The sequence below is a fragment of the Citrobacter sp. TBCS-14 genome, assembly GCF_005280805.1.
In the GTDB taxonomy this organism is placed as follows: domain Bacteria; phylum Pseudomonadota; class Gammaproteobacteria; order Enterobacterales; family Enterobacteriaceae; genus Citrobacter; species Citrobacter gillenii.
Window position 1 is genome coordinate 1 of record NZ_SZWM01000295.1, and the last position, 24,539, is coordinate 24,539.

The 24,539-nt window shown below is 53.1% G+C and carries 18 protein-coding genes, 2 pseudogenes and 1 riboswitch; of the genes and pseudogenes, 9 read left to right on the top strand and 11 right to left on the bottom strand.

Features of this window, described 5'->3' with window-relative positions; all coding sequences use genetic code 11:
- Positions 1 to 86 precede the first annotated feature (86 nt).
- Both murI and btuB read right to left on the bottom strand, forming a co-directional pair.
- Positions 87 to 938 (bottom strand): glutamate racemase, encoded by an 852-nt coding sequence (gene murI, locus FDX22_RS14425; RefSeq protein ID WP_115259740.1) that lies wholly within the window; start codon positions 936 to 938, stop codon positions 87 to 89.
- On the bottom strand, positions 883 to 2,721 hold the full coding sequence (gene btuB, locus FDX22_RS14430; protein ID WP_146717394.1) for a TonB-dependent vitamin B12 receptor BtuB: 1,839 nt from the start codon (positions 2,719 to 2,721) through the stop codon (positions 883 to 885). The genes murI and btuB overlap by 56 nt, the downstream gene beginning before the upstream one ends.
- 64 nt (positions 2,722 to 2,785) lie before the next feature.
- A riboswitch (cobalamin riboswitch) is annotated at positions 2,786 to 2,982 on the bottom strand.
- 115 nt (positions 2,983 to 3,097) lie between these two features.
- Between btuB and trmA the strand changes: the two genes are divergently transcribed.
- Positions 3,098 to 4,198 (top strand): tRNA (uridine(54)-C5)-methyltransferase TrmA, encoded by a 1,101-nt coding sequence (gene trmA / locus FDX22_RS14435; RefSeq protein WP_135912755.1) that lies wholly within the window; start codon positions 3,098 to 3,100, stop codon positions 4,196 to 4,198.
- A 46-nt stretch (positions 4,199 to 4,244) separates the two neighbouring features.
- On the opposite strand, the gene FDX22_RS14440 is transcribed toward trmA, so the two are convergent.
- Positions 4,245 to 4,604 carry a YijD family membrane protein gene (locus FDX22_RS14440; RefSeq protein ID WP_003825114.1) on the bottom strand — a complete coding sequence of 120 codons (360 nt, stop codon included), beginning with the start codon at positions 4,602 to 4,604 and terminating at the stop codon, positions 4,245 to 4,247.
- A 15-nt stretch (positions 4,605 to 4,619) separates the two neighbouring features.
- The gene (gene fabR, locus FDX22_RS14445; RefSeq protein ID WP_003028862.1) at positions 4,620 to 5,255 is read right to left on the bottom strand and encodes an HTH-type transcriptional repressor FabR; all 636 of its coding nucleotides are present in this window, start codon (positions 5,253 to 5,255) and stop codon (positions 4,620 to 4,622) included.
- Positions 5,256 to 5,446: 191 nt separating this feature from the next.
- Here fabR and sthA point away from each other — a divergent pair, with 191 nt between their 5' ends.
- Entirely contained in the window at positions 5,447 to 6,847 is a 1,401-nt protein-coding gene (gene sthA, locus FDX22_RS14450; RefSeq protein ID WP_096758790.1) for a Si-specific NAD(P)(+) transhydrogenase, read from the top strand.
- Here sthA and oxyR read toward each other — a convergent pair.
- The 4 genes from oxyR to argC all read right to left on the bottom strand — a co-directional run bounded on the left by oxyR (position 6,830) and on the right by argC (position 11,309).
- On the bottom strand, positions 6,830 to 7,747 hold the full coding sequence (gene oxyR, locus FDX22_RS14455; protein WP_115259743.1) for a DNA-binding transcriptional regulator OxyR: 918 nt from the start codon (positions 7,745 to 7,747) through the stop codon (positions 6,830 to 6,832). The genes sthA and oxyR overlap by 18 nt on opposite strands.
- A gap of 292 nt (positions 7,748 to 8,039) precedes the next feature.
- Positions 8,040 to 9,413, bottom strand: coding sequence for an argininosuccinate lyase (gene argH, locus FDX22_RS14460; protein ID WP_146717395.1), 1,374 nt, complete (start codon positions 9,411 to 9,413; stop codon positions 8,040 to 8,042).
- A gap of 107 nt (positions 9,414 to 9,520) precedes the next feature.
- Positions 9,521 to 10,297 (bottom strand): acetylglutamate kinase, encoded by a 777-nt coding sequence (argB, locus tag FDX22_RS14465; protein WP_117343671.1) that lies wholly within the window; start codon positions 10,295 to 10,297, stop codon positions 9,521 to 9,523.
- Between the two features lie 7 nt (positions 10,298 to 10,304).
- The gene (gene argC / locus FDX22_RS14470; RefSeq protein ID WP_117343670.1) at positions 10,305 to 11,309 is read right to left on the bottom strand and encodes an N-acetyl-gamma-glutamyl-phosphate reductase; all 1,005 of its coding nucleotides are present in this window, start codon (positions 11,307 to 11,309) and stop codon (positions 10,305 to 10,307) included.
- A 155-nt stretch (positions 11,310 to 11,464) separates the two neighbouring features.
- Between argC and argE the strand changes: the two genes are divergently transcribed.
- From argE to gldA, 6 genes are all read left to right on the top strand, one after another.
- On the top strand, positions 11,465 to 12,616 hold the full coding sequence (gene argE, locus FDX22_RS14475) for an acetylornithine deacetylase (RefSeq protein WP_096758795.1): 1,152 nt from the start codon (positions 11,465 to 11,467) through the stop codon (positions 12,614 to 12,616).
- A gap of 280 nt (positions 12,617 to 12,896) precedes the next feature.
- A complete protein-coding gene (gene ppc / locus FDX22_RS14480; protein ID WP_115259747.1) occupies positions 12,897 to 15,548 on the top strand; it encodes a phosphoenolpyruvate carboxylase in 2,652 nt (883 codons plus the stop codon).
- A gap of 211 nt (positions 15,549 to 15,759) precedes the next feature.
- Positions 15,760 to 17,493 carry a phosphoethanolamine transferase CptA gene (locus tag FDX22_RS14485; RefSeq protein WP_137400463.1) on the top strand — a complete coding sequence of 578 codons (1,734 nt, stop codon included), beginning with the start codon at positions 15,760 to 15,762 and terminating at the stop codon, positions 17,491 to 17,493.
- Positions 17,494 to 17,644: 151 nt separating this feature from the next.
- Positions 17,645 to 18,496, top strand: coding sequence for a helix-turn-helix transcriptional regulator (locus FDX22_RS14490; RefSeq protein WP_146717396.1), 852 nt, complete (start codon positions 17,645 to 17,647; stop codon positions 18,494 to 18,496).
- 268 nt (positions 18,497 to 18,764) lie between these two features.
- Positions 18,765 to 19,427, top strand: coding sequence for a fructose-6-phosphate aldolase (gene fsa / locus FDX22_RS14495; RefSeq protein ID WP_146717397.1), 663 nt, complete (start codon positions 18,765 to 18,767; stop codon positions 19,425 to 19,427).
- An 11-nt stretch (positions 19,428 to 19,438) separates the two neighbouring features.
- Complete coding sequence (gene gldA, locus FDX22_RS14500; protein WP_135912759.1) at positions 19,439 to 20,542, top strand: bifunctional L-1,2-propanediol dehydrogenase/glycerol dehydrogenase; 1,104 nt, start codon at positions 19,439 to 19,441, stop codon at positions 20,540 to 20,542.
- A 106-nt stretch (positions 20,543 to 20,648) separates the two neighbouring features.
- Here gldA and katG read toward each other — a convergent pair whose 3' ends face one another.
- The 3 genes and pseudogenes from katG to FDX22_RS14515 form a co-directional block, all read right to left on the bottom strand.
- Positions 20,649 to 22,829, bottom strand: coding sequence for a catalase/peroxidase HPI (katG, locus tag FDX22_RS14505; RefSeq protein ID WP_146717398.1), 2,181 nt, complete (start codon positions 22,827 to 22,829; stop codon positions 20,649 to 20,651).
- A gap of 167 nt (positions 22,830 to 22,996) precedes the next feature.
- A complete protein-coding gene (metF, locus tag FDX22_RS14510; RefSeq protein ID WP_096758802.1) occupies positions 22,997 to 23,884 on the bottom strand; it encodes a methylenetetrahydrofolate reductase in 888 nt (295 codons plus the stop codon).
- 157 nt (positions 23,885 to 24,041) lie between these two features.
- Positions 24,042 to 24,369, bottom strand: a pseudogene (locus tag FDX22_RS14515) (LysR family transcriptional regulator); the annotation flags it as partial.
- Between FDX22_RS14515 and FDX22_RS14520 the strand changes: the two are divergent.
- Positions 24,351 to 24,533 (top strand): annotated as a pseudogene (locus FDX22_RS14520) (carboxymuconolactone decarboxylase family protein); the annotation flags it as partial. The pseudogenes FDX22_RS14515 and FDX22_RS14520 overlap by 19 nt on opposite strands.
- Between the last annotated feature and the right edge of the window lie 6 nt (positions 24,534 to 24,539).

Genomic DNA, 24,539 nt, shown 5'->3' on the forward strand with positions numbered 1-24,539 from the left:
GGAGGCGCATTATAGGGAGTTATTTCAGGCTGACAAGGGGAAATTTAAAATAATTTTCCGAGTGCGTATTATTTCACCAAAACTGATTAAACTGCCAGTTTTTCGAGCGTTTTGAAGCCATAACGCTGGAGGACTGGCAGTAATTGTTCAGCTTCAGGCGTCATTGCCATACAAAAGGCAATATTCTCGTCAGCTGATTTTGCGTCAGGTGCTTCATGTTCTAACAACCAAGCCGTGCGACGCGCAATCGCGGCACCGGAATCCACCAGTCGCGTCCCTTCAGGTAGAACCTGTAAAAGTTCTTCCTGTAATAGAGGGAAATGCGTACATCCGAGAACAACCGTATCCGGCGGTTCCGACATCCGCAACCATGGTCGCAGAATGCGGCGCAACTCATCCAGAGGAACTGCTTCTCCGTGCAGCTTCGCTTCCGCCAGTTCCACCAACTCAGCGGAACCCAACATCGCGATCTGACACTCGTTCGCAAAGCGCGCAATCAACTCATGCGTATATGAACGCTTCACCGTCGCTCGCGTCGCCAGCAGCCCCACTACACCGTTAGCCGTAAGGCGCGCCGCCGGTTTAATTGCAGGTACCACGCCGACGACCGGGAAAGCGAACTTTTCGCGTAACGCAGGGAGTGACACCGTGCTGGCGGTATTGCAGGCGATAACAGCCAGTGAAAGGGGGTAGCGCTGCTGAACGGCAGTCACAATCTCAACAACACGCTCGACAATAAATTCCTCGCTCTTCTCTCCATAAGGAAAGGCAACGTTATCGAAAGCGTATATATAGTGGAGATCCGGCAAGAGGTTGCGGATCTCATTGTAGACCGACAACCCACCGACGCCGGAATCAAACACCAGCACGGTGGGACGTGGATCAGAAAGTGTAGCTGCCAGACAAGGTGTATTCCCGTCCTGCAGTTGGGTAGCCATAAACTGTCTCGTAATCTTTATCGAACAGGTTGGCGATTTTACCACGAACTGTCAGCTGTGAGGTGATCGGATATGACACCGCCAGATCCCACAAACTCACTCCACCCAATTTTACCGGCTGGTTAGTGACATAGTCCTTGTCATATCGTGTTCCCAGATATTGATACGTCAGGCCCCAGTCAAAATCATAGACCTGCCAATCGAGCTGATACTTCACCTGCTGTTTGGAACGGCGGGCCAGCGGCTTGTCCGTAATCGCATTACGCGCATCGACATAGTCATAGCTCAGCGTATGCGCCAGCGGACCCGTATCGAAACTCGCCGTCACTTCAACGCCTTTAATCCGCACTTTCCCTTCGTTATAGTATTTCAGAGTGTGGGGGTCATAATCGATCATGTTATCGATGTCGTTGCGATATCCTGACAAACGCCAGTTTACATCCGCCGTTAACCCTTCAAACGCCCCTTCCCACTGCTTGCTCTCTTCAGGATCAAGGTTTGCATTGCCATACATACCGTACAGCTGCCCCAGATTAGGTGCTTTATAAGAGGTACCATAAGAAGCAATGAAACGATAGCCGTCAATGAACGCCCATCCGGCGCTGGTTTGCCATGTGCCATGCCGACCAAACTGGGAGTTGTCGTCGCTGCGCGCCGCGCCTTCGAAGGTGAAGTCGCCAAGCTGTTGCAACCCGGTCAGATAAATACCGGTATTACGCTGATCGTAACCGTCCGTAACATACCCGGTGCCTGGCTCTGTGGTTTGCTTTTGCCAGTCGACGCCAGCGCCCACATTGCCATGGCCAACCACGATACTGTTTGACCACTGCACGTTATATTGCTTCATCTCATCCAGGGTTGCCGAGGAGTCGTAGCGACCATAGTCCGGGTCATAGTTGTAGTCTTTGCTATGGCTGTAGCTGGAAACCAGTTGTGATTGGATTTGCTCGCCATTAAAGCGCAGTCCGGCATCCCAGCTTTGGCTATAGAGCTTACGGGTATCGACTAACGGCGTGCCTGGATAGTAGTAAGAATCATAATTGGTGCGGTTATCATAGCCATAGCCGCGCACAAACCCGCTCCAGGTGTCGGAGAAGTTATGTTCCAGTGCGCCGTACAGCGTCTTACTTAAAAAACCATCTTTATCGGGCTGCGCTTGCTCACCAGTGCTACCGTAGGCGACAACGTCAAAACCTTTGGTATAGGCATAATCCCCCATCAGCGTCACGCGCGTATTCTCACCGAGCTGTTGCTGCGTCGAGATGTCGTAATTCTGATAACCATTACTGCCCACACCGGCGGTCAATTCCGTCCCCGGTTTTTCTCGCGTGGTAATGATATTCACCACACCGCCGATCGCATCAGAACCATAAACAGCGGAACGCGGCCCACGAATGTATTCAATACGTTGCACCAGTGATACCGGGAACTGGCTGAGATCGGCGGCACCACTCACCCCAGCTAAATTCAGGCGCACGCCGTCAATCAGCACCAGTACATGGCTGGCGTTGGTCCCACGAATAGAAATAGACGAATTTTGTCCCATACCACCGTATTGCGCGATATCGACACCCGGCAGGCGGCGAAGAACGTCATTCACAGAGGTAGATTGCCAGCGATCGATTTCCTGGCGCGTAACAACGGTGATGGGAGCAAGCACTGCACTAAGGGGTTGCTGAAAACGGTTAGCCGTAACGACGAGAGTATCCGGGCTAGCATCCTGCGCCCAACCAGAAAATGCCGCGACGGAAAGTGCCGTCAGCAGCAATGATTTTTTGATCATTGTAAAGCATCCACAATATAAGAAGGATGCCGCAGGTCCCACCGATAGTACGCGATGATGAAAACCAGATGCGACGTTAGCCGGCAGGTCTTCGGGCTTGGAAGGTTATTCAATATAGCGAATAAAAAGAAATGAAGACTTCCCACCCAAAGGCAGTGTCTGCTTACGCTCTCATTTCACCTTTCCTTACCGCTGCGCGTCAGCTCCAGATTTACACTGGATTCCCTTTTAACTCACAGGACCGGAACGCGGATGCTACAGTTTGTTATTACCGACTGTCCAGACTGCGTATCACAATATTAGAAATCATCAATAACTGGACATCTACTGAGCAATCCCTACAATCCCCGCGTACTTTTATTTTTCAGGACGCATCATGACCCCCGAACACCTCCCGACAGAACAGTATGACGCGCAGCTAGCCGATAAAGTGGCTCGTTTACAGAGCTTAATGACGCCATTTACTGATCAGGCTCCGGAAGTGTTTCGCTCGCCGGTCAGTCATTACCGCATGCGTGCTGAATTCCGCCTGTGGCATGACGGTGACGACCTGTATCACATCATGTTTGAAAGCCAGACCAAAAGCCGTATTCGCGTCGACAGCTTTCCGGCAGCCAGCGAACTCATCAACACGCTGATGACAGCCATGATTGACGGCGTTCGTCACAATCACGTCCTGCGTCATAAATTGTTCCAGATTGATTACCTCACCACCATGAGCAATCAGGCGGTGGTATCCATGCTGTACCATAAAAAGTTAGATGACGAATGGCGTCAGGAAGCCGAAGCACTGCGGGATGCGCTACGCGCGCAAAACCTGAATGTGCATCTGATTGGCCGGGCGACCAAAACCAAAATCGCGTTGGATCAAGATTACATCGATGAACGTTTGCCGGTTGCGGGTAAAGAGATTATCTACCGCCAGGTTGAGAACAGCTTCACGCAGCCGAATGCCGCCATGAACATTCAGATGCTGGAATGGGCGATTGATGTCACCAAAGATTCGCAGGGCGACCTGCTTGAATTGTACTGTGGCAATGGCAACTTCTCGTTAGCGCTAGCGCAGAACTTCAACCGCGTACTGGCCACTGAAATCGCTAAACCGTCCGTGGCTGCCGCGCAGTACAATATTGCGGCTAACCATATTGATAACGTGCAAATTATTCGTATGGCTGCAGAAGAGTTTACTCAGGCGATGAACGGGGTGCGCGAGTTCAACCGTTTACAGGGCGTCGACCTGAAGAGTTACCAGTGTGAAACCATTTTTGTTGATCCACCGCGCAGCGGCCTGGACAGCGAAACAGAGAAGATGGTGCAGGCGTATCCGCGTATTCTGTACATCTCCTGCAACCCGGAGACACTGTGTAAGAACCTGGAAACGTTGAGCCAGACGCACAATGTGTCACGTCTGGCGCTGTTCGATCAGTTCCCGTATACGCACCACATGGAGTGCGGAGTATTACTGACCGCGAAGTGATTTTTTTGTAGGCCGGGAAAGCAAAGATACCCCCGGCCTACAAATACTATTCCGCAATTTCTTGCTTACGGTTACGCACCTTAAAGCCGATCCAGAACACCAGAATCACTGACAGGACCGCTGGGAAGAAGTTCGAGCCGATATCCGGGTATTCCGCACGCACCACGGTGCTGTACAACAGAACGCCAAGAATAAAACAGGCCGCAGCCAGACCCGGCAGCCCCACAGGCATTGTGCGATTCTGGTAACGTTGATGCAGGCAGTAAACCGTCAGCACCAGCGAAATAATCGGGAATACAGAGAATGGCACAATGGAGCTAAACAGCGCCGCAAATGTACCATTGATCGATAAGCCAGCAACCAGCGCCAGCAGCAGCGTACCTTTATCTTGACCTGACTGTTTCATTGCTCGTCCTTCTCGTTACTCGGAGTGATGCGTCATCTTCTCTTGTTCACGGCGATACCAGTAAAATGCGCCTTTGGCGATCATGCGCAGTTGCAATACCAGCCGCTCTTCCAGTTGTCGACGCTGTTCGGCGCCAACATCCAGCGCTTCTGCCCCCGCACTGAAAACAATCGTCACCATGGCTTCGGCTTGTGCTTCAGTAAACGCACGAGGCATATGGTTTTCGAGTTCCAGATAGTCCGCAAGTTCCGCAATGAAATGCTGAATTTCGCGAGCCACGGCGGCACGAAACGCCGCGGAGGTACCAGACCGCTCGCGCAATAATAAACGGAAGGCGTTGGGATTGTTGCCGATGAACTCCATAAATGTTGAGACCGAGGTGCGGATCACACTGCCGCCCTTGGCGATACGCTGACGCGCCTGGCGCATCAACTGGCGTAGCATCAGGCCGCTCTCATCCACCATCGTCAGGCCGAGCTCATCCACATCGCGAAAATGGCGATAAAATGAGGTTGGCGCAATGCCCGCTTCACGAGCAACTTCACGTAAACTGAGGCTGGCAAAACTGCGCTCTGCACTCAATTGACTAAATGCGGCCTCAACCAGCGAACGCCGGGTTTTTTCTTTTTGTTGCGCTCTAACGCCCATCACGATGTCTGAATCCTTCCTTATACCTTGCTGGCACTATACCAGAGATTAGGCGGTTGGCATGGCTTTGTGAATGATTGTTTACGCGCTGTTTGTGCTTCGACTTCGCAAAAAAGCACAACGATAATTGGGTTATCCTGACAACGATGTTACTATTCTGTTGCTTTTATGTATAAGAACAGGTAAGCCTGACCATGTCACATTCCTACGATTACGATGCAATAGTAATAGGTTCCGGCCCCGGCGGCGAAGGCGCTGCAATGGGTCTGGTTAAGCAAGGCGCGCGCGTCGCCGTTATTGAGCGCTATCATAACGTCGGCGGCGGTTGTACCCACTGGGGCACCATCCCATCTAAAGCACTCCGCCACGCCGTCAGCCGTATCATTGAATTCAATCAGAACCCACTTTACAGCGACCATTCCCGGCTTCTTCGCTCTTCTTTTGCCGATATTCTTAACCATGCCGATAACGTCATTAATCAGCAAACGCGTATGCGGCAAGGATTTTACGAGCGAAACCACTGTGAAATTTTGCAGGGGAATGCCCGTTTTGTTGACGAACACACCCTCGCTCTGGAGTGCCACGACGGTACGGTGGAAACGCTCACGGCAGATAAATTTGTTATTGCCTGCGGTTCGCGTCCCTACCACCCAAATGATGTCGATTTTTCTCATCCGCGCGTTTACGACAGTGATTCCATACTCAGCCTGCACCATGAACCTCGCCACGTTCTGATCTATGGCGCGGGCGTCATTGGCTGTGAATATGCGTCGATCTTCCGGGGAATGGACGTCAAAGTTGATTTGATCAATACCCGTGACCGTCTGCTGGCGTTTCTTGATCAGGAGATGTCCGACTCGCTGTCTTATCACTTCTGGAACAGCGGCGTGGTGATTCGCCATAACGAAGAATACGAGAAAATTGAAGGCTGCGATGATGGCGTCATCATGCACCTGAAATCCGGAAAGAAACTAAAAGCCGACTGCCTGCTGTACGCCAACGGTCGTACCGGTAACACCGATTCATTAGCGCTGGAGAATATTGGCCTGAAGACGGACAGCCGCGGCCAGCTAAAAGTGAACAGCATGTACCAGACGGCGCTGCCGCATGTGTATGCCGTAGGGGATGTGATCGGTTATCCGAGCCTTGCTTCCGCAGCCTACGATCAAGGCCGTATCGCCGCCCAGGCGCTGGTCAAGGGTGAGGCCACCGCGCACTTGATCGAAGATATTCCGACAGGCATTTACACCATTCCCGAAATCAGCTCCGTCGGTAAAACTGAACAGCAACTGACGTCAATGAAAGTCCCTTACGAGGTTGGCCGCGCGCAGTTTAAACATCTGGCACGCGCACAAATCGTCGGGATGAGTGTCGGAACATTGAAGATTCTGTTCCATCGGGAAACCAAAGAGATTTTAGGGATCCACTGCTTTGGCGAACGCGCTGCCGAAATTATTCATATCGGTCAGGCAATAATGGAGCAAAAAGGTGGTGGTAACACCATCGAGTACTTCGTTAACACCACCTTTAACTACCCAACCATGGCGGAAGCCTATCGGGTAGCTGCACTGAACGGCCTAAACCGCCTGTTTTAACGTGTTGTCGAAATGGCCATCCATTGCACCACGGATGGCCTCTGCCAGCTGTTCATAACGGCTGCGCAGCGGCGAACCCGGACGGTACACCAGACCAATGGTACGACGCGGTTCTGGTTTAATGCACGGCACATACACCACACCATCACGCTTACGCTCCGGTGGGACAGCCAGCGCGGGCAGTAAGGTAATCCCGCTGCCTGCCGCCACCATATTGCGCAGCGTTTCCAGACTGGTTGCCCGGAAATGGGTGTCTTCATCGGCCCCGGCTTCAAAACAAAAGCCCATCGCCTGGTCACGCAAACAGTGACCATCTTCGAGCATTAACAGTTTTTCACCTGCCAGATCGGACATCGGTACGCGGTCGCGATTTGCCCATGGGTGATCTTCATAGATCGCCAGCATCATCGGCTCATCAAACAGCGGTACCTCGATAAACGCTTCACTCTCTTTCACCAGCGCCAAAATCACGCAGTCGAGTTTACCGCTGTCCAGTTGCGCCAGCAGCTGATGCGTTTGCGCCTCATGCAGGTACATTTCCAGTTTCGGGAAGGTCTGGTGCAACATAGGAATAATATGCGGCAGCAGGTAAGGTCCTACCGTTGGGATCAAACCAATATGTAGCGGGCCAGACATTGTCTCACCCTGTTGGCTTGCCATCTCCTTGAGCACTTTGACCTCGCGCAACACGGTGCGCGCCTGATCCACCAGCAGTAAACCCGCTTGAGTGAACAGCACTTTACGACTCGTCCGCTCCAGCAGCATAACGCCAAGCTCATCTTCGAGTTTGCGGATTTGCCCACTCAGCGTTGGCTGGCTGACGTGACAAGAGTCTGCCGCTCGTCGGAAGTGACGGTGTTCGGCAAGTGCTACCAGGTATTCAAGATCACGAATATTCATTATTCATCCTCCATTGCCACGATAGTTCGTAGCGATAGGTAGCATAGCAACGAACGATTATCCCTATCAAGCATTCTGTTTAATAATGCACCACAGAAACGGAACGGTACCCCTTTAACCCTTGAAGCTACTGTCCGTTCTCATACTCGAAATAACTAAAGCCAACGTGAACGTTTGCGGACCTCTGGTCCGCTTTTTTTTGCATAAAAAAGCCCGGCTTGATGCCAGGCTCAGATAACTATTTGCCGGATGGCGACGCGAAGGCGTTTACCGCCATCGGGCAAAACACACGTTACGCCAGGCGCGCCTTCGCGTAGTCGATCGCCTGCGCTACCTGCTGCGGTGAAACGCCCCCTTTCGCCACACGCTTATCGAGGCACGACTGTAGCGAGAGGATCGGGTACACGTCATCGCCAATCACGGCGCTGAATTTTTGCAAATCAGCCAGTGACAGTGCTTCCAGCGGTTTGCCCTGACGAATCGCCTCAACTACCGTTTCACCCACGATATGGTGTGCTTCACGGAACGGGACGCCTTTCGCCACCAGATAATCGGCCAGCTCCGTAGCGTTGGCATAGCCCTGCTGCGCGGCTTCCTGGCAACGTGGGCGTTTTACCTGAATACCGTCCAGCACCAGCGCCGCCATATGCAGGCAGTCCAGCCAGGTATCGAGTGCATCGAACAGCCCTTCTTTGTCTTCCTGCATATCCTTGTTATACGCCAGCGGCAGTCCTTTCAGCGTCATCATCATGCCAGTCAACGCACCTTGCACGCGGCCACATTTGCCACGAATCAGCTCTAATGCGTCCGGATTTTTCTTCTGCGGCATTAATGATGAACCGGAGGTTACGCGATCGGACAGTTCCACAAAACCAGCTTCCCCGGTATTAAAGAAAATCAGATCTTCAGCAAAGCGTGACAGGTGAACCATACCGATAGAGGCATCTGAGAGGAGCTCCAGAACATGGTCACGATCGGATACGCTATCCAGACTATTGCGGGTCGCCGAGGCGAAACCCAGCCAGCCAGCCAATTGCTCGCGATCGATTTCATAGGCAGTACCCGCCAGTGCACCGCAGCCTAACGGGCTGACATCCAGACGCTTGAGCGCATCCTGCAGACGGCTCTCATCACGCGCCAGCATTTCAACATAGGCCAGACACCAATGAGCAAACGTCACCGGCTGGGCACGCTGCAGGTGGGTATAACCCGGCATGACGGCATCCTGATTATTCTCTGCTGTCACCACCAGCGCGCTTTGCAACTGACGGTTAGCAGACAACAATTCAAGCACCGTGTCTTTGCACCACAGTTTAAGATCGGTTGCCACCTGGTCATTACGGCTACGCCCGGTATGCAGTTTTTTACCCAACGGCCCGACTTTATCGATGAGCTTGCCTTCTACCCAACTGTGAATATCTTCCGCATCGCTTTGCAGGATCTGTTGCGGGTCGAGGCGTACTTCTTCCAGCAGAGTATTCAACGCCTCTTCCAATTGACATTGTTCATCAGCAGTCAACACACCGACCGTGACCAGCGCTTTGGACCAGGCCACAGAGCCGACGATATCCTGCTCGGCCAAGCGGTAGTCGAAGCGCAAAGAGTCGTTGAACTGTTTGAACCGCTGATCTGCTGCCTGTGTAAAACGCCCACCCCAAAGTGCCATAACGAATTTCCTTAATATGATATTTTGCCCGGTGGCGCTACGCTTACCGGGCCTACAAAACCCATGCAGGCCGGATAAGGCGACGCTGCCATCCGGCACAATAATAGTTAAGCCAGAATACGCGTACCGATCGGCGTGCCGTTAAACAGCGCCGGGAGTTGTTCAGCATGACGCCAGGAAGCGATATCCACTGGACGTCCCAGCGTACGTGCCGCGTCCAGCGCCGCGTTCACCTTCACAATCATGCCATCGGTGATAATACCCTGCTCAATCAGCTGTTCTGCTTTGGCTGCGGTCATTTCGGCAATCCGCTGGCCTTTACCATCCAGAATACCGCTGACGTCAGACAACAGGATCAGATCCGCACCCAGCGTTGCCGCCAGCGCCGTCGCAGCCTGATCGGCATTGACGTTCATCAGTTGCCCTTCTTCCGTGACGCCTATCGAGCTGACGACCGGTAGAAAACCGTTTTCCAGTAGCGTGTTAATCAGCTTAGGAGAACCAGGCTGTGCCAGTCCAACATGACCTAACGCTACATCGAGCTGGGTCACTTTTACGCTGTCGCCGTCGCCAAGGTACAGACCAACAGCGTCAATATGGTGTTTCTTCGCCCACGCCAGCAGCGTTTTATTCGCCGTTCCGGCCAGGGCACCGGTAATGATGTCGATCTGGTCGGCTGGCGTCACGCGCAGACCATTTTTCTTTGTCACCGGCAAGTTGAGCCCTTTCATCAGCTCGTCAACCACGCAGCCGCCACCGTGCACAATGACCAGCGGACGCTGGTGCGACTCGCGATAATTGACCAGAGCGGTAAACAAACGCTCCAGCGCCTCTTCGCTATCCAGTAAAACGCCGCCCAGCTTGATAATTAATGGATTCATCATTGCACCCTTAAAGAAGAGACTGCGTTTCAGCAAAGCCGAAACGGATATTTGCGCACTGCATCGCCTGTGCGGCAGCGCCTTTCAATAAATTGTCTTCGGTTGCCACCACAATCAGGTGCTCGCCCTGAACGGCAAAACCGATATCGCAGAACGGTAAACCCACCACATTTTTCAGGGCCGGGACACCGTTGTCATACAGACGAACCAGCGGTTTATCACCATAGGCCTGCTGCAGTGCTTGCGCCACCTGCGCATGGGTCACGCCCGGCTTCAAACGACAGGTGATGGTTTCTAAAATGCCGCGCGGGAAGTTTCCCAGATGCGGAGTGAAAATCACGTCCACCCCCAAATGTGTGGCGATCTCCGGCTGATGGCGGTGGGTAAATACACCATACGGTTGCAGACTCACTTCACAGAAGCTGTTCGAGATGGCAGCTTTACGTCCTGCTCCACTCACACCACTGGTGGCGTTAATTACCGGCCACTGGCTGAGATCAAGCAGGTTGGCATCAATCAGAGGCTTAAGCGACAACTGCGCCGCCGTGGGATAGCAACCCGGTACAGCAATCAGATTCGCGTCTTTTAGTTTGCTTGCACTCCACTCCGCCAGCCCGTAGACCGCTTGCTCCAGCAGCTCAGGATGCTGATGAGTAAAGCCATAATACTTTTCATAGAAGGCGCCGTCGTTAACACGGAATGCACCAGAGAGGTCAAACACCACGCAGCCCGCTTCCAGAAACTGTGGCGCCAGGTCATGACTAACCTCATGGGCCGTCGCCAGAAACACAACGTCTACCCCTGCGCTAAACTCGCGGATATCCGACATGGGTTGCAACGGCAAATCAACAATGCCCTTTAACTGCGGATGTAAATCAGAGATTAATTTTCCTGCATCATTGCTTTGCGCTGAGACAGTCAAAGCGGTTATGTTCATATCAGGATGGCGATTTACATAGGTCACAAGCTCTGCACCAGCATAGCCACTGGCGCCCACAATCAGCGTATTCAACATCGGGGCTGTTCACCTTCTTATATTCGGTTGCCAGGTATAAGCCTTTATCACCTCACCTTTCACTTGGTGGGTTTTATTTCGCTCAACATTATTGTATTTTTATTCACAAATATTGCATGAATATTGATACTATCATGACCCGAGGTGTGTCAACAATGAAAAACAATTTACCGCCATTTATCGAGATTTACCGCGCTCTGATTGCCACACCATCGATCAGCGCCACCGAAGAAGCGCTCGATCAAAGTAATGCAGGTTTAATCACTCTGCTGGCGGATTGGTTCAAAGATTTAGGCTTCAGCGTTGAGGTACAACCGGTTCCCGGCACCCGTAATAAATTCAATATGCTGGCAAGTACAGGCACCGGTGCAGGCGGCCTGCTGCTCGCCGGTCATACCGACACCGTACCGTTTGACGACGGACGTTGGACGCGCGATCCGTTCACCCTGACCGAACATGACAACAAGCTCTACGGACTGGGTACGGCGGATATGAAAGGTTTCTTCGCGTTTATTCTCGATGCACTGCGTGATGTCGATGTGAAACAGCTGAAAAAGCCGCTCTACATCCTGGCCACCGCCGATGAAGAGACCAGTATGGCGGGCGCACGCTACTTCTCTGAAAATACGGCGATTCGCCCGGATTGCGCGATCATCGGTGAGCCAACATCCCTGCAGCCAATTCGCGCACACAAAGGCCATATCTCCACGGCGGTGCGCGTGCTCGGCCAGTCTGGCCATTCCAGCGATCCAGCGCGCGGCGTGAACGCCATTGAACTGATGCACGATGCCATCGGCCACATTATGCAGTTGCGCGACTCGCTGAAAGCACGCTATCACCACGATTCATTCACCGTGCCTTACCCGACGCTGAACCTCGGCAGCCTGCATGGCGGCGATGCCTCCAACCGTATTTGCGCCTGCTGCGAACTGCACATGGATATCCGCCCGTTGCCGGGAATGACGTTAAGCGACCTGAATGGCTTACTGACGGACGCGCTGGCCCCGGTGAGCGAACGCTGGCCTGGCCGACTGACGGTTTCCGAGCTGCACCCGCCGATCCCAGGTTACGAATGCCCGCCGGATCACCAACTGGTCGAGGTGGTGGAAAAACTGCTCGGCGAGAAAACCGATGTGGTGAACTACTGCACAGAAGCACCGTTTATCCAGACGCTGTGCCCGACGCTAGTACTGGGACCAGGTTCCATTAATCAGGCACATCAACCAGATGAATATCTGGAAACACGCTTCATTAAGCCAACCCGCGAATTAATTACCCAGGTTGTGCATCATTTTTGCTGGCATTAACCGAACGTCGCCTTGCTAATCCTTTAGTGGTAAGCAAGGCGATTCTTTTAACATTTGCATAAGCAACGCTTATTTGACGCGATGTGAATTAAATAACGTAAATTCCCGCCATTTTTTCGTTTGCTGAACCGATTTCGCAGCAATTGACGTCAGGTGTTTTACGTGGCTTTATAAAAGACGACTAAAAAGTTAAGTCCGAAAGATTTCGCGTTGCAGCCAATGCCGCTGGGACGCGAAAGATACAGGACATATTCAAAACAGATGGGGTGTCTGGGATCATATGAACGAACAATATTCCGCGTTGCGTAGTAATGTCAGTATGCTCGGCAAAGTGCTGGGAGAAACCATCAAGGATGCGCTGGGAGAGAACATTCTCGATCGCGTAGAAACAATCCGTAAGCTGTCTAAATCATCCCGCGCTGGCAATGAAGCGAACCGTCAGGAACTGCTCACTACGCTGCAGAATCTGTCTAACGACGAGCTGCTGCCAGTTGCCCGTGCGTTTAGTCAGTTCCTGAACCTGGCCAATACCGCCGAACAGTACCACAGCATTTCGCCAAAAGGCGAAGCTGCCAGCAACCCGGAAGTGATTGCCCGAACCCTGCGTAAACTGAAAGACCAGCCTAACCTCGATGAAGCAACAATCAAAAAAGCCGTGGAATCGCTTTCTCTGGAGCTGGTCCTGACCGCACACCCAACCGAAATCACCCGCCGTACGTTGATTCATAAAATGGGTGAGGTTAACGCATGCCTCAAGCAGCTTGATAACAAAGACATCGTCGATTACGAACGCCACCAGTTGATGCGTCGCCTGCGCCAGCTAATCGCCCAATCATGGCACACGGATGAAATCCGTAAACTGCGTCCCAGCCCGGTTGATGAAGCCAAATGGGGCTTCGCCGTGGTTGAAAATAGCCTGTGGGAAGGTGTACCGAACTATCTGCGTGAACTGAATGAACAGCTGGAAGCGCATCTGAACTACAAGCTGCCAGTCGATTTTGTCCCAGTCCGATTCACCTCGTGGATGGGCGGTGACCGTGACGGTAACCCGAACGTAACGGCAGATATCACCCGCCACGTGCTCCTGCTCAGCCGCTGGAAAGCGACCGATCTGTTCCTGAAAGACATCCAGTTTCTGGTTTCTGAACTGTCGATGGTCGAAGCCACGCCTGAGCTATTAGCGCTGGTGGGTGAAGAAGGCGCGGCAGAACCTTATCGCCATCTGATGAAAATGCTCCGTTCGCGTCTGATGACGACCCAGGCCTGGCTGGAAGCGCGACTGAAAGGCGAAAAATTGCCGAAACCTGCAGGTCTGCTGACACAAAACGAGCAGCTATGGGAACCGCTGTACGCGTGTTATCAGTCACTGCAAGCCTGCGGTATGGGCATCATCGCCAATGGCGAACTGCTCGATACCTTGCGCCGAGTGAAATGTTTTGGCGTCCCGCTGGTGCGTATCGATATTCGTCAGGAAAGCACCCGTCATACCGAAGCGCTGGGCGAACTGACCCGTTACCTGGGCATTGGCGACTACGAAAGCTGGTCAGAAGCAGACAAACAGGCCTTCCTGATCCGAGAACTGAACTCCAAACGTCCACTGCTGCCGCGCAGCTGGGAACCGAGTAACGATACCCGCGAAGTCCTCGATACCTGTCGAGTGATTGCCGAAGCACCTCATGGTTCTATTGCTGCCTACGTGATCTCGATGGCAAAAACACCGTCGGATGTGCTGGCCGTTCACCTGCTGCTGAAAGAAGCTGGCATTGGTTTTACCATGCCGGTAGCGCCGCTGTTTGAAACGCTGGACGACCTCAACAATGCTGACGATGTAATGACTCAGTTGTTGAATATCGACTGGTACCGCGGTCTGATTCAGGGCAAGCAGATGGTCATGATTGGCTACTCTGATTCCGCAAAAGACGCAGGCGTGATGGCGGCGTCCTGGGCGCAATATCAGGCGCAAGATGCGTTGATCAAAACCTGCGAAAAAGCCGGCATTGAACTGACGTTGTTCCACGGCCGGGGTGGTTCTATCGGCCGCGGCGGCGCTCCGGCCCACGCGGCACTGCTCTCACAACCACCTGGCAGCCTGAAAGGCGGACTGCGTGTCACTGAGCAGGGTGAGATGATCCGCTTCAAATACGGTTTGCCGGAAGTGACCATCAGCAGCCTGTCTCTGTACACCGCCGCGATCCTGGAAGCCAACCTGCTACCACCGCCGGAACCGAAAGACAGCTGGTGCCATATTATGGATGAGCTGTCAGATATCTCCTGCAAGCTGTACCGTGGCTACGTGCGTGAGAACAAAGACTTTGTACCTTACTTCCGCTCAGCAACTCCCGAGCAGGAACTGGGTAAATTACCGCTCGGCTCACGTCCAGCTAAGCGCCGCCCGACCGGTGGGGTAGAGTCTTTGCGTGCCATTCCGTGGATCTTCGCCTGGACACAAAACCGCCTGATGCTCCCGGCCTGGCTGGGCGCAGGTACCGCACTGCAAAAAGTAGTTGAAGACGGTAAACAGAGCGAACTTGAAGCGATGTGCCGCGACTGGCCATTCTTCTCCACGCGCCTTGGCATGCTGGAAATGGTGTTCTCGAAAGCGGACCTGTGGCTGGCAGAATACTACGATCAGCGTCTGGTCAAAAAAGAGCTGTGGCCGTTAGGTGAAGAACTGCGCCACCGTCTGGAAGCCGACATCAACGTGGTACTGGCAATCGCCAACGACTCACATTTGATGGCCGACCTGCCGTGGATTGCCGAGTCAATTCAGTTAAGAAATATTTATACCGATCCGTTGAACGTGCTACAGGCTGAACTGTTACACCGTTCGCGTCTGGCAGAAGAACAAGGTGAAGCCCCCGATCCGCGCGTTGAACAAGCGCTGATGGTCACCATCGCCGGTGTCGCAGCGGGTATGCGTAATACCGGTTAAGTAAGCCCCCCCTGTCACCCTCGTGCAATTGCGCGGGGGTGACCTCAAAAACGCTTGTCATAACCGTTTCATTTCAAATATATTCTTGCCTTGATTCATTTATTTTATGAATGAATCATCAACGAAACGCGATCTTAACGTCGCGACGCTTCAGATCTCCTTAAGATTTAGCCGCTACTCTTGGCGACACGATTAATGACAGGCTCACACTATGCAATCCTTACAACTCCAGACTAAACCCCCGTTTAGCTGGAAAGCCCTAGGTTGGGCACTTCTCTATTTTTGGTTTTTTTCTTCATTACTGCAGGCCATTATCTATTTTAGCGGTTATAGCGGATCGACCGGATTACGTGACTCATTATTATTTAGTTCGCTATGGTTGATCCCGGTATTCTTATTCCCTAATCGTATCCGTATTATTGCCGCCGTCATTGGCGTCGTGCTGTGGGCCGCGTCGCTCGCCGCACTGAGTTATTACGTCATTTACGGGCAGGAGTTCTCACAGAGCGTGCTGTACGTGATGTTTGAGACTAATGCCAACGAAGCCAGCGAATACTTAAGTCAGTATTTCAGCCTTAAAATTGTCTTCATCGCGCTGGCCTATACCGCCGTAGCGATTCTGCTGTGGACGCGCCTGCGCCCGGTTCATATTCCCTCCCCCTGGCGTTATCTGGTGTCGTTTGCGCTGTTATACGGCTTGATTCTGCACCCGATGACCGTCAATACATTTATTAAGCATAAACCTTTCGAGCAAACGCTGAACGGTCTTGCTGCTCGTATGGAGCCCGCCGCACCGTGGCAGTTTATTTCTGGCTATTATCAGTATCGTCAACAACTAACCTCATTGAACAGTCTGCTGAATGAGAACAATGCGCTACCGCCACTGGCGCACTTTAAAGACAACTCTGGCGATGCTCCGCGCACGCTGGTGCTGGTGATTGGTGAGTCAACTCAGCGTGGGCGCATGAGCCTGTACGGCTATCCGCGTAAAACCACGCCGGAACTGGACGCGCTGCACAAATCCGATCCTAACCTGACCGTATTCAATAATGTTGTGACCTCTCGTCCTTACACTATTGAAATCCTGCAGCAGGCGCTGACCTTTGCTAACGAGAAGAACCCGGATTTATATCTGACGCAGCCGTCGCTGATGAACATGATGAAGCAGGCGGGGTATAAGACCTTCTGGATCACTAACCAGCAAACCATGACCGCCCGTAACACCATGCTGACCGTATTTTCCAAGCAAACGGATAAGCAGTTCTATATGAACCAGCAGCGAACGCAAAGTGCGCGCGAATATGACAGCAACGTGCTGGCACCGTTTAAAGAAGTGCTGGCCGATCCGGCGCCGAAAAAATTCATCATCGTTCATCTGCTGGGAACACATATTAAGTACAAATTCCGCTATCCGGATGGTCAGGGGAAATTCGACAACAATATCGACCACGTTCCTGCAGGCCTGAGCAACGATGAGCTGGAAGCCTATAACGATTACGACAGCGCTAATGTGTATAACGACCACATCATTGCCAGCCTGATTAACGACTACAAAGCCACCGATCCGAACGGCTTCCTGCTCTACTTCTCCGACCATGGCGAAGAGGTGTATGACACGCCGCCGCATAAAACGCAGGGGCGTAATGAAGACAACCCAACGCGTCATATGTACACGGTGCCGTTCCTGCTATGGACGTCTGAAAAATGGCAGGCTGCACACCCGCGTGACTTCTCACAAGATGTCGATCGTAAGTACAGCAGCTCTGAACTTATTCATACCTGGTCTGATTTAGCGGGCTTTACCTACGATGGATTCGACCCGACACGTGCCATTACCAACCCGCAGTTCAAAGAGACAACCCGCTGGATTGGTAATCCGTACAAGAAAAACGCCCTGATTGATTACGATACTCTGCCTTACGGCGATCAAATCGGTAATCAATAACAGGCTGCCGGATGCGCTACGCTTATCCGACCTACAGCTCGCAATGACTTGTAGGCCGGATAAGGCATTAGCCGCCATCCGGCAATAATCACTTGAGGGCGGTTGCTTTCAACGTTACTGTGGCCCTGTCAGTTGCCAGCAAGGGATTCACATGTATCACGACGTCAGCCACCTTCTCTCCCGCCTGATTAACGGTCCCCTCCCGCTGCGGCAGGTGTGTTTCGCCAGCACCAACGGTTCAATGCCGGAATTAGCCTATCAGGTTGATTTTCCCCGTCTGGAAATTGTACTGGAAGGCGAGTTTGCTGATGTCAGCATCGGAAACAAACTTACCTCTGGTGATGTGCTGTACGTCCCGGCAGGTGGCTGGAATCTCCCGCAGTGGCACACGCCGGTCACCACGCTCAGCATCCTGTTCGGCAAACAGCAGTTAGGTTTCAGCATCGTTCAGTGGGATGGAAAACAATATCAAAACCTCGCCAAACAACACGTTGCGCGGCGCGGACCGCGTATTGGCTCTTTCCTGCTGCAAACGCTACATGAGATGCAGATGCAGCCACAGGAGCAACAAACGGCCAGGTTGATCGTCGCCAGTCTGTTAAGCCACTGTCGCGATCTGCTGGGCAGCCAGATCCAGACCGCGTCGCGTAGTCAGGCGCTTTTCGACGCTATTCGCGACTATATCGACGAACGCTACGCCTCGCCGCTGACCCGCGAATCCGTCGCCCAGGCATTCTACATTTCACCGAATTACCTCTCACACCTGTTTCAGAAAACCGGGGCGATTGGTTTTAACGAGTATCTGAACCATACGCGACTGGAACACGCGAAGGCGCTGCTGAAGGGTTACGACCTGAAGGTGAAAGAAGTGGCACACTCCTGTGGATTTGTCGACAGTAACTACTTCTGTCGCCTGTTTCGTAAGAATACAGAGCGTTCTCCGTCAGAGTATCGTCGGCAATATCACAGCCAGTTAACGGAAAAAGAGGCACATCGGCAGTGAAGCCGTTGCGTAGCGATACAGACTGAGCACAAATCCATCGTTTACTGGATTTTTGTAATATTCAAGAACCCTCAAAACTCTCTATACCCCAGAATAAACCCATAGCTAATTAACATGTGATGTATCTCTCACTTTGACAGATACATTACATTTATCCAGTTTTTGGCAGATTTGTCAGATAGCGCACGACTGTAAAACGCTCTTATCCTGTACGCAGAACAGCATTCCGGCAACGGGCGGCTAACCGAATATTAAGAGGGTGTTTTGTATGGAACTGTACCTGGATACCGCCAACGTGGCGGAAGTTGAACGTCTGGCACGCATCTTCCCGATTGCTGGCGTCACTACCAACCCAAGCATCGTGGCGGCAAGTAAAGAGTCCATCTGGGAGGTACTGCCGCGTCTGCAAAAGGCAATGGGCAAAGACGGCATTCTGTTCGCGCAGACCATGAGCCGTGATGCGCAGGGGATGGTGGAAGAAGCTAAGCGCCTGAGCCTCGCCGTACCAGGTATCGTCGTTAAAATCCCGGTCACCGCCGAAGGTCTGGCGGCCATCAAGCAACTGAAAAAAGAAGGTATTACCACCTTAGGCACCGCCGTGTACAGCGCAGCGCAAGGACTGCTGGCCGCGCTGGCGGGAGCAAAATATGTCGCCCCTTATGTGAACCGTGTTGACGCCCAGGGCGGAGACGGTATCCGCACGGTACAGGAACTGCAAACATTGCTGGAGCTGCATGCGCCAAACAGCATGGTGCTGGCAGCCAGCTTTAAAACGCCACGCCAGGCGCTGGATTGCTTACTGGCAGGATGTGAAGCAATCACCCTGCCATTAGATGTAGCGCAACAAATGCTCAATACCCCTGCGGTAGAGTCTGCAATAGAGAAGTTTGAGCAGGACTGGAACAACGCATTTGGTCGGATCACTCTTTAAGGAGATAACGTATGGATCGCATTATTCAATCACCGGGTAAATACATCCAGGGTGCCGATGTTATTACTCGTCTTGGCAGTTACCTCAAACCGCTGGCGGAACGCTGGCTGGTTGTTGGAGACAAATTTGTCTTAGGCTTTGCCCAACCCGCCCTGGAAAAAAGCTTCCAGGATGCCGGTCTGGCGCTGGAAATCGCCCCGTTTGGCGGCGAATGTTCACAAAACGAAATCGATCGCCTGCGCGGCGTCGCGGAACAAGCGCAGTGTGGCGCGGTATTAGGCATTGGTGGCGGTAAAACGCTGGATACCGCCAAAGCACTGGCCCACTTTATGGGCGTGCCGGTTGCCATTGCACCGACCATTGCCTCAACCGATGCCCCCTGCAGCGCGCTGTCGGTAATTTACACCGATGCAGGTGAGTTCGATCGCTATCTGCTGCTGCCGAACAACCCGGACCGGGTCATTGTGGATACCAAAATTGTCGCGGGGGCACCGGCTCGTTTACTTGCCGCCGGCATTGGCGATGCGCTGGCAACCTGGTTTGAAGCCCGCGCCTGTTCACGCAGCGGCGCCACCACCATGGCCGGTGGTCAGTGTACTCAGGCGGCACTGGCGCTAGCCGAGCTGTGCTACAACACGCTGATCGAAGAAGGCGAAAAAGCGATGCTGGCCGCCGAGCAGCACGTGGTGACCCCAGCGCTGGAGCGCGTGATTGAAGCCAACACCTACCTGAGCGGCGTCGGTTTTGAAAGCGGTGGGCTGGCCGCAGCACATGCTATTCACAACGGCCTGACGGCCATCCCGGATGCACATCACTATTATCACGGTGAAAAAGTGGCATTCGGTACGTTAACGCAGTTAGTACTGGAAAATGCGCCGGTAGAAGAAATTGAAACCGTGGCGGCACTGTGCCACTCCGTTGGTCTGCCAATCACCCTTGCCCAACTGGATATCAAGCAGGATATTCCGGCCAAAATGCGCATCGTGGCCGAAGCAGCCTGTGCCGAAGGCGAAACCATTCACAACATGCCTGGCGGAGCCACGCCTGATCAGGTTTACGCCGCGCTGTTGGTGGCAGATCAGTACGGTCAGCGATTCCTGCAAGAGTGGGAATAAGCACGGTTTGACCGGATGGCGGCTTCGCCTTATCCGGCCATGCCTAACGGCCAATAAAAATCCCCGCAATTGCGGGGATTTTCTGTATGCCATCCGGCCTCTTGCTTTACAGCAAGTCGAAACGGTCCAGATTCATCACTTTCACCCATGCCGCGACAAAGTCTTTCACAAACTTCTCGTGGGCATCGCTGCAGGCATACACTTCAGCCACAGCACGCAGGACCGAGTTAGAGCCAAACACCAGGTCAGCGCGGGTTGCCGTGTACTTCACTTCGCCGCTCAGACGGTCGCGACCTTCAAACAGCTCCTGTGACGCATCAACCGCCTTCCACTCATGACGCATATCCAGCAGATTGACAAAGAAGTCAGTGCTGAGCACGCCTGGGCGATCGGTAAAGACGCCATGCTGGCTACCATCGAAGTTTGTTCCCAGCACACGCATACCGCCCACCAGCACGGTCATTTCCGGCGGGGTTAACGTCAGTTGCTGCGCTTTATCGATCAGCAGCGACTCGGTGGTCGAAACCTCAGGACGGGAACGATAATTACGGAAACCATCGGCAATCGGCTTGAGCAGGTCAAACATCTCAATATCAGTCTGATCCTGACGCGCATCCACACGACCCGGCGCAAAAGGTACATTGATACTGACACCTGCCGCGCTTGCCGCCTTCTCTACACCAACGACGCCTGCCAGCACGATGATATCGGCTAACGAGGCGGTATGCGCCGATTTATAAATACCTTCCAGCACCGGCAGAACACGGGCTGCCGTCGCATTCACCTCCCAGCCGCGTTGCGGATTCAGCGCCAGACGCGCCCCGTTAGCCCCGCCGCGTTTATCGCCCCCGCGGAACGTTGACGCAGAAGCCCATGCCACCGACACCAACTCGCCCACGGAAAGCCCGGAAGCCGCAATGGTCGCCTTCAGGTTAAGGATATCTTCTTCGCTTGGGTTGAAGAACGCGTGCGGCAGCGGATCCTGCCAAATCAGATCTTCCTGCGGGACTTCTGGTCCAATGTAACGTGATTTTGGCCCCATATCCCTGTGCGTCAGCTTAAACCATGCGCGGGCAAAGGCTTCGTTAAACGCCTGCGGATCGTTGAGGAAACGACGGGAGATCTTCTCGAATTCCGGATCAAAACGCAGCGTCAGATCGGTAACCAGCATCGTCGGCTTACGTTTTTTCGACGGATCAAACGGATCCGGAATAATTTCAGGGGCATCGACCGCTTCAAACTGGATAGCACCGGCCGGGCTGCGGGTCTGTACCCATTCGTATTTGAACAGGTTCTCGAAGAAATAGTTGCTCCACTGGGTCGGCGTTTGCGTCCAGACCACTTCCAGACCGGAGGTGATGTTGTCTGCGCCCACACCGCTGCCGTAGCTGCTGGCCCAACCTAAGCCCTGGGCCTCAATCGGTGCTGATTCTGGATCGGGGCCGACGTGCGATGCAGGACCTGCACCGTGGGTTTTACCCAACGTATGACCACCGCCAATCAGCGCCACGGTTTCTTCGTCATTCATCCCCATGTTGCCGAAGGTGGCACGAATCGCTGCTGCCGCGGAAAGCGGTTCGCCGCTGTGATCCGGCCCTTCCGGGTTCACGTAGATAAGTCCCATCTCAGTCGCACCCAGCGGGGCTTTCGCCAGCTCTTCCGGATGGCGGTGCGTCAACCAGGCTTTTTCGTCACCCCAGTTCACATCAAGATCCGGTTCCCATACGTCTTCACGACCGGCACCAAAGCCAAAGGTACGGAAGCCGGAGTTTTCCAGCGCCACGTTACCCGCGAGGATAAACAGGTCGGCCCAGGAAATTTTCTGACCATATTTTTGCTTAACAGGCCACAACAAACGACGGGCTTTATCCAGGCTCACGTTGTCTGGCCAGGAGTTCAGTGGTGCAAAACGCTGCTGTCCGCGACCTGCGCCACCGCGTCCATCAATGGAGCGATAGGTCCCTGCGCCGTGCCATGCCATACGGATAAACAAACCGGCATACGTGCCCCAGTCAGCGGGCCACCACGGTTGAGATTCGGACAGGAGGGCTCTGAGATCCCCTTTCAGGGCAGAATAGTCGAGTTTGCTAAATTCTTTGCGGTAATTGAAATCTTCACCCAATGGGTTCGAACGGTTGGAGTGTTGGTTCAAAAGGTCTACGCGGAGTTGATTCGGCCACCAGTCGCGGTTATTTCTTCCTGCTCCCGCGCTGGGATCGTGACCGCCTTGATGGAAAGGACACTTACCGGCAGTTGATGCGTTTTGGCTATCGTCGGACATGCTCATCTATATGCTCCCTTTACAGTGTTCTAGCTACGATATACACCACCAGAGATAAGATATAGTCGAAAAAACCCACAGATTCGATAGCTAAATCCTTTTATATTTTTAGTTACAGAGATGTAGATCAAAATGATCAACAAAAAGCCCTCCGTAGAGGGCTGATGTTACAATTAAGCAGGCCTGACGCCCAGCGTATGGCATATCGCGTAGCTCATCTCGGCGCGATTGAGCGTATAGAAATGGAAATCTTTCACCCCTTCACGGCTTAAAATCTTCACCATGTCCATGGCAATGTTAGCGCCCACCAGCTTGCGGGTTTCCGCATCATCATCCAGACCGTCAAACATCGTCGACATCCAGGAAGGGATGCGCACGTTGGTCATGTCAGCGAATTTTTTCGCCTGCTTAAAATTAGAGACCGGCAGGATACCCGGGATAATTTCCACATCGATACCTGCAGTTACGCAGCGGTCACGAAAACGCAGATAGCTTTCCACGTCGAAGAAAAACTGGGTGATCGCGCGATTCGCTCCGGCGTCGACCTTACGCTTCAGGTTGAGCAGATCGGCCTGGGCGCTTTTCGCTTCCGGGTGGACTTCCGGATAGGCCGCAACAGAGATATCAAAGTCTGCCACTTCTTTGAGTAACCCAACCAGATCGGCGGCGTACATATCCGGTTTGCCACTGCCTGGCGGCAGGTCGCCGCGCAGGGCCACAATATGACGAATCCCGTTGTTCCAGTAATCCTGAGCGATAATTCGCAGCTCGTCGCGAGTAGCATCAATACAGGTCAGATGCGGGGCCGCTTCAAGACCGGTGCGATCCTTAATCCCCTTAATGATGCTGTGCGTGCGGTCACGCTCACCGGAGTTTGCGCCGTAGGTCACGGAGACAAACTTGGGCTTCAGACTGCTCAGGCGATCGATTGAGTTCCACAGTGTTTGCTCCATTTCACTGGTGCGCGGCGGGAAAAACTCAAACGAAACGTTAATCTGACCCTGGACTTCAGCCAGGCTCTGATTCAGGGCTTCCCGCTGGTTGGCGTGAAAAAAGCTCATACCTTACCTCATCAATCTTTTGTCGTTATATGTTGTGTTGTGAACTGCTATACGTTTAGACGTCTAGATGTAAAAATGACGGAAAAGCGCCGTAACGTCAACATAAAAATCATCGTGAAAGGTGAGGAATACTCAGTGAAGATGAAAATAATTCACTTTAACGTGCAGAAAGGAAGGACGCCGAGAGTAATAAAGGAAGCCATTGCAGGCGAGATTCTTGTTCAGTCGGTAATACCAGTCCGACAGTGATGCACAATTCCGTGTCGCATAGCGGACGAAACACCACCCCCTGCCGCTGGATAGCTGCAAACGATGCCGGAAACAGGCTCACCCCCTCGCCACGCGCAATACGCGCAAGCAGAACATCATGCTCCAGCGGCTCTTCAATGCAGACAGGCGAGCGGGATCACGGTGAGTCCAGTAGCCTCCAGCGGCAGCGCCACACTAGCCGCGTCCAGTTTTCCACGCCGCACCTGGCGCGTTAGGTAACGCCACACCGCAGCTAAAGGTGCACATTGCCGCCGCACTGCACGTGGGATTAACGCAGGAGGAGATTACTGAAGTGATTATGCAGATGGCAGTATACGCAGGCTTTCCCGCTGCGCTGAACGGGCTGTTCGCCGCAAAAGAGGTGTTTGCGAAACAGTAAAGATGC

Excerpts from the sequence above, each read along its gene's own strand:
- murI (WP_115259740.1), bottom strand. The coding sequence starts at position 938 with ATGGCTACCCAACTGCAGGACGGGAATACACCTTGTCTGGCAGCTACA.
- btuB (WP_146717394.1), bottom strand. The coding sequence starts at position 2,721 with ATGATCAAAAAATCATTGCTGCTGACGGCACTTTCCGTCGCGGCATTT.
- trmA (WP_135912755.1), top strand. The coding sequence starts at position 3,098 with ATGACCCCCGAACACCTCCCGACAGAACAGTATGACGCGCAGCTAGCC.
- FDX22_RS14440 (WP_003825114.1), bottom strand. The coding sequence starts at position 4,604 with ATGAAACAGTCAGGTCAAGATAAAGGTACGCTGCTGCTGGCGCTGGTT.
- sthA (WP_096758790.1), top strand. The coding sequence starts at position 5,447 with ATGTCACATTCCTACGATTACGATGCAATAGTAATAGGTTCCGGCCCC.
- oxyR (WP_115259743.1), bottom strand. The coding sequence starts at position 7,747 with ATGAATATTCGTGATCTTGAATACCTGGTAGCACTTGCCGAACACCGT.
- argH (WP_146717395.1), bottom strand. The coding sequence starts at position 9,413 with ATGGCACTTTGGGGTGGGCGTTTTACACAGGCAGCAGATCAGCGGTTC.
- argB (WP_117343671.1), bottom strand. The coding sequence starts at position 10,297 with ATGATGAATCCATTAATTATCAAGCTGGGCGGCGTTTTACTGGATAGC.
- argC (WP_117343670.1), bottom strand. The coding sequence starts at position 11,309 with ATGTTGAATACGCTGATTGTGGGCGCCAGTGGCTATGCTGGTGCAGAG.
- argE (WP_096758795.1), top strand. The coding sequence starts at position 11,465 with ATGAAAAACAATTTACCGCCATTTATCGAGATTTACCGCGCTCTGATT.
- ppc (WP_115259747.1), top strand. The coding sequence starts at position 12,897 with ATGAACGAACAATATTCCGCGTTGCGTAGTAATGTCAGTATGCTCGGC.
- FDX22_RS14485 (WP_137400463.1), top strand. The coding sequence starts at position 15,760 with ATGCAATCCTTACAACTCCAGACTAAACCCCCGTTTAGCTGGAAAGCC.
- FDX22_RS14490 (WP_146717396.1), top strand. The coding sequence starts at position 17,645 with ATGTATCACGACGTCAGCCACCTTCTCTCCCGCCTGATTAACGGTCCC.
- fsa (WP_146717397.1), top strand. The coding sequence starts at position 18,765 with ATGGAACTGTACCTGGATACCGCCAACGTGGCGGAAGTTGAACGTCTG.
- gldA (WP_135912759.1), top strand. The coding sequence starts at position 19,439 with ATGGATCGCATTATTCAATCACCGGGTAAATACATCCAGGGTGCCGAT.
- katG (WP_146717398.1), bottom strand. The coding sequence starts at position 22,829 with ATGAGCATGTCCGACGATAGCCAAAACGCATCAACTGCCGGTAAGTGT.
- metF (WP_096758802.1), bottom strand. The coding sequence starts at position 23,884 with ATGAGCTTTTTTCACGCCAACCAGCGGGAAGCCCTGAATCAGAGCCTG.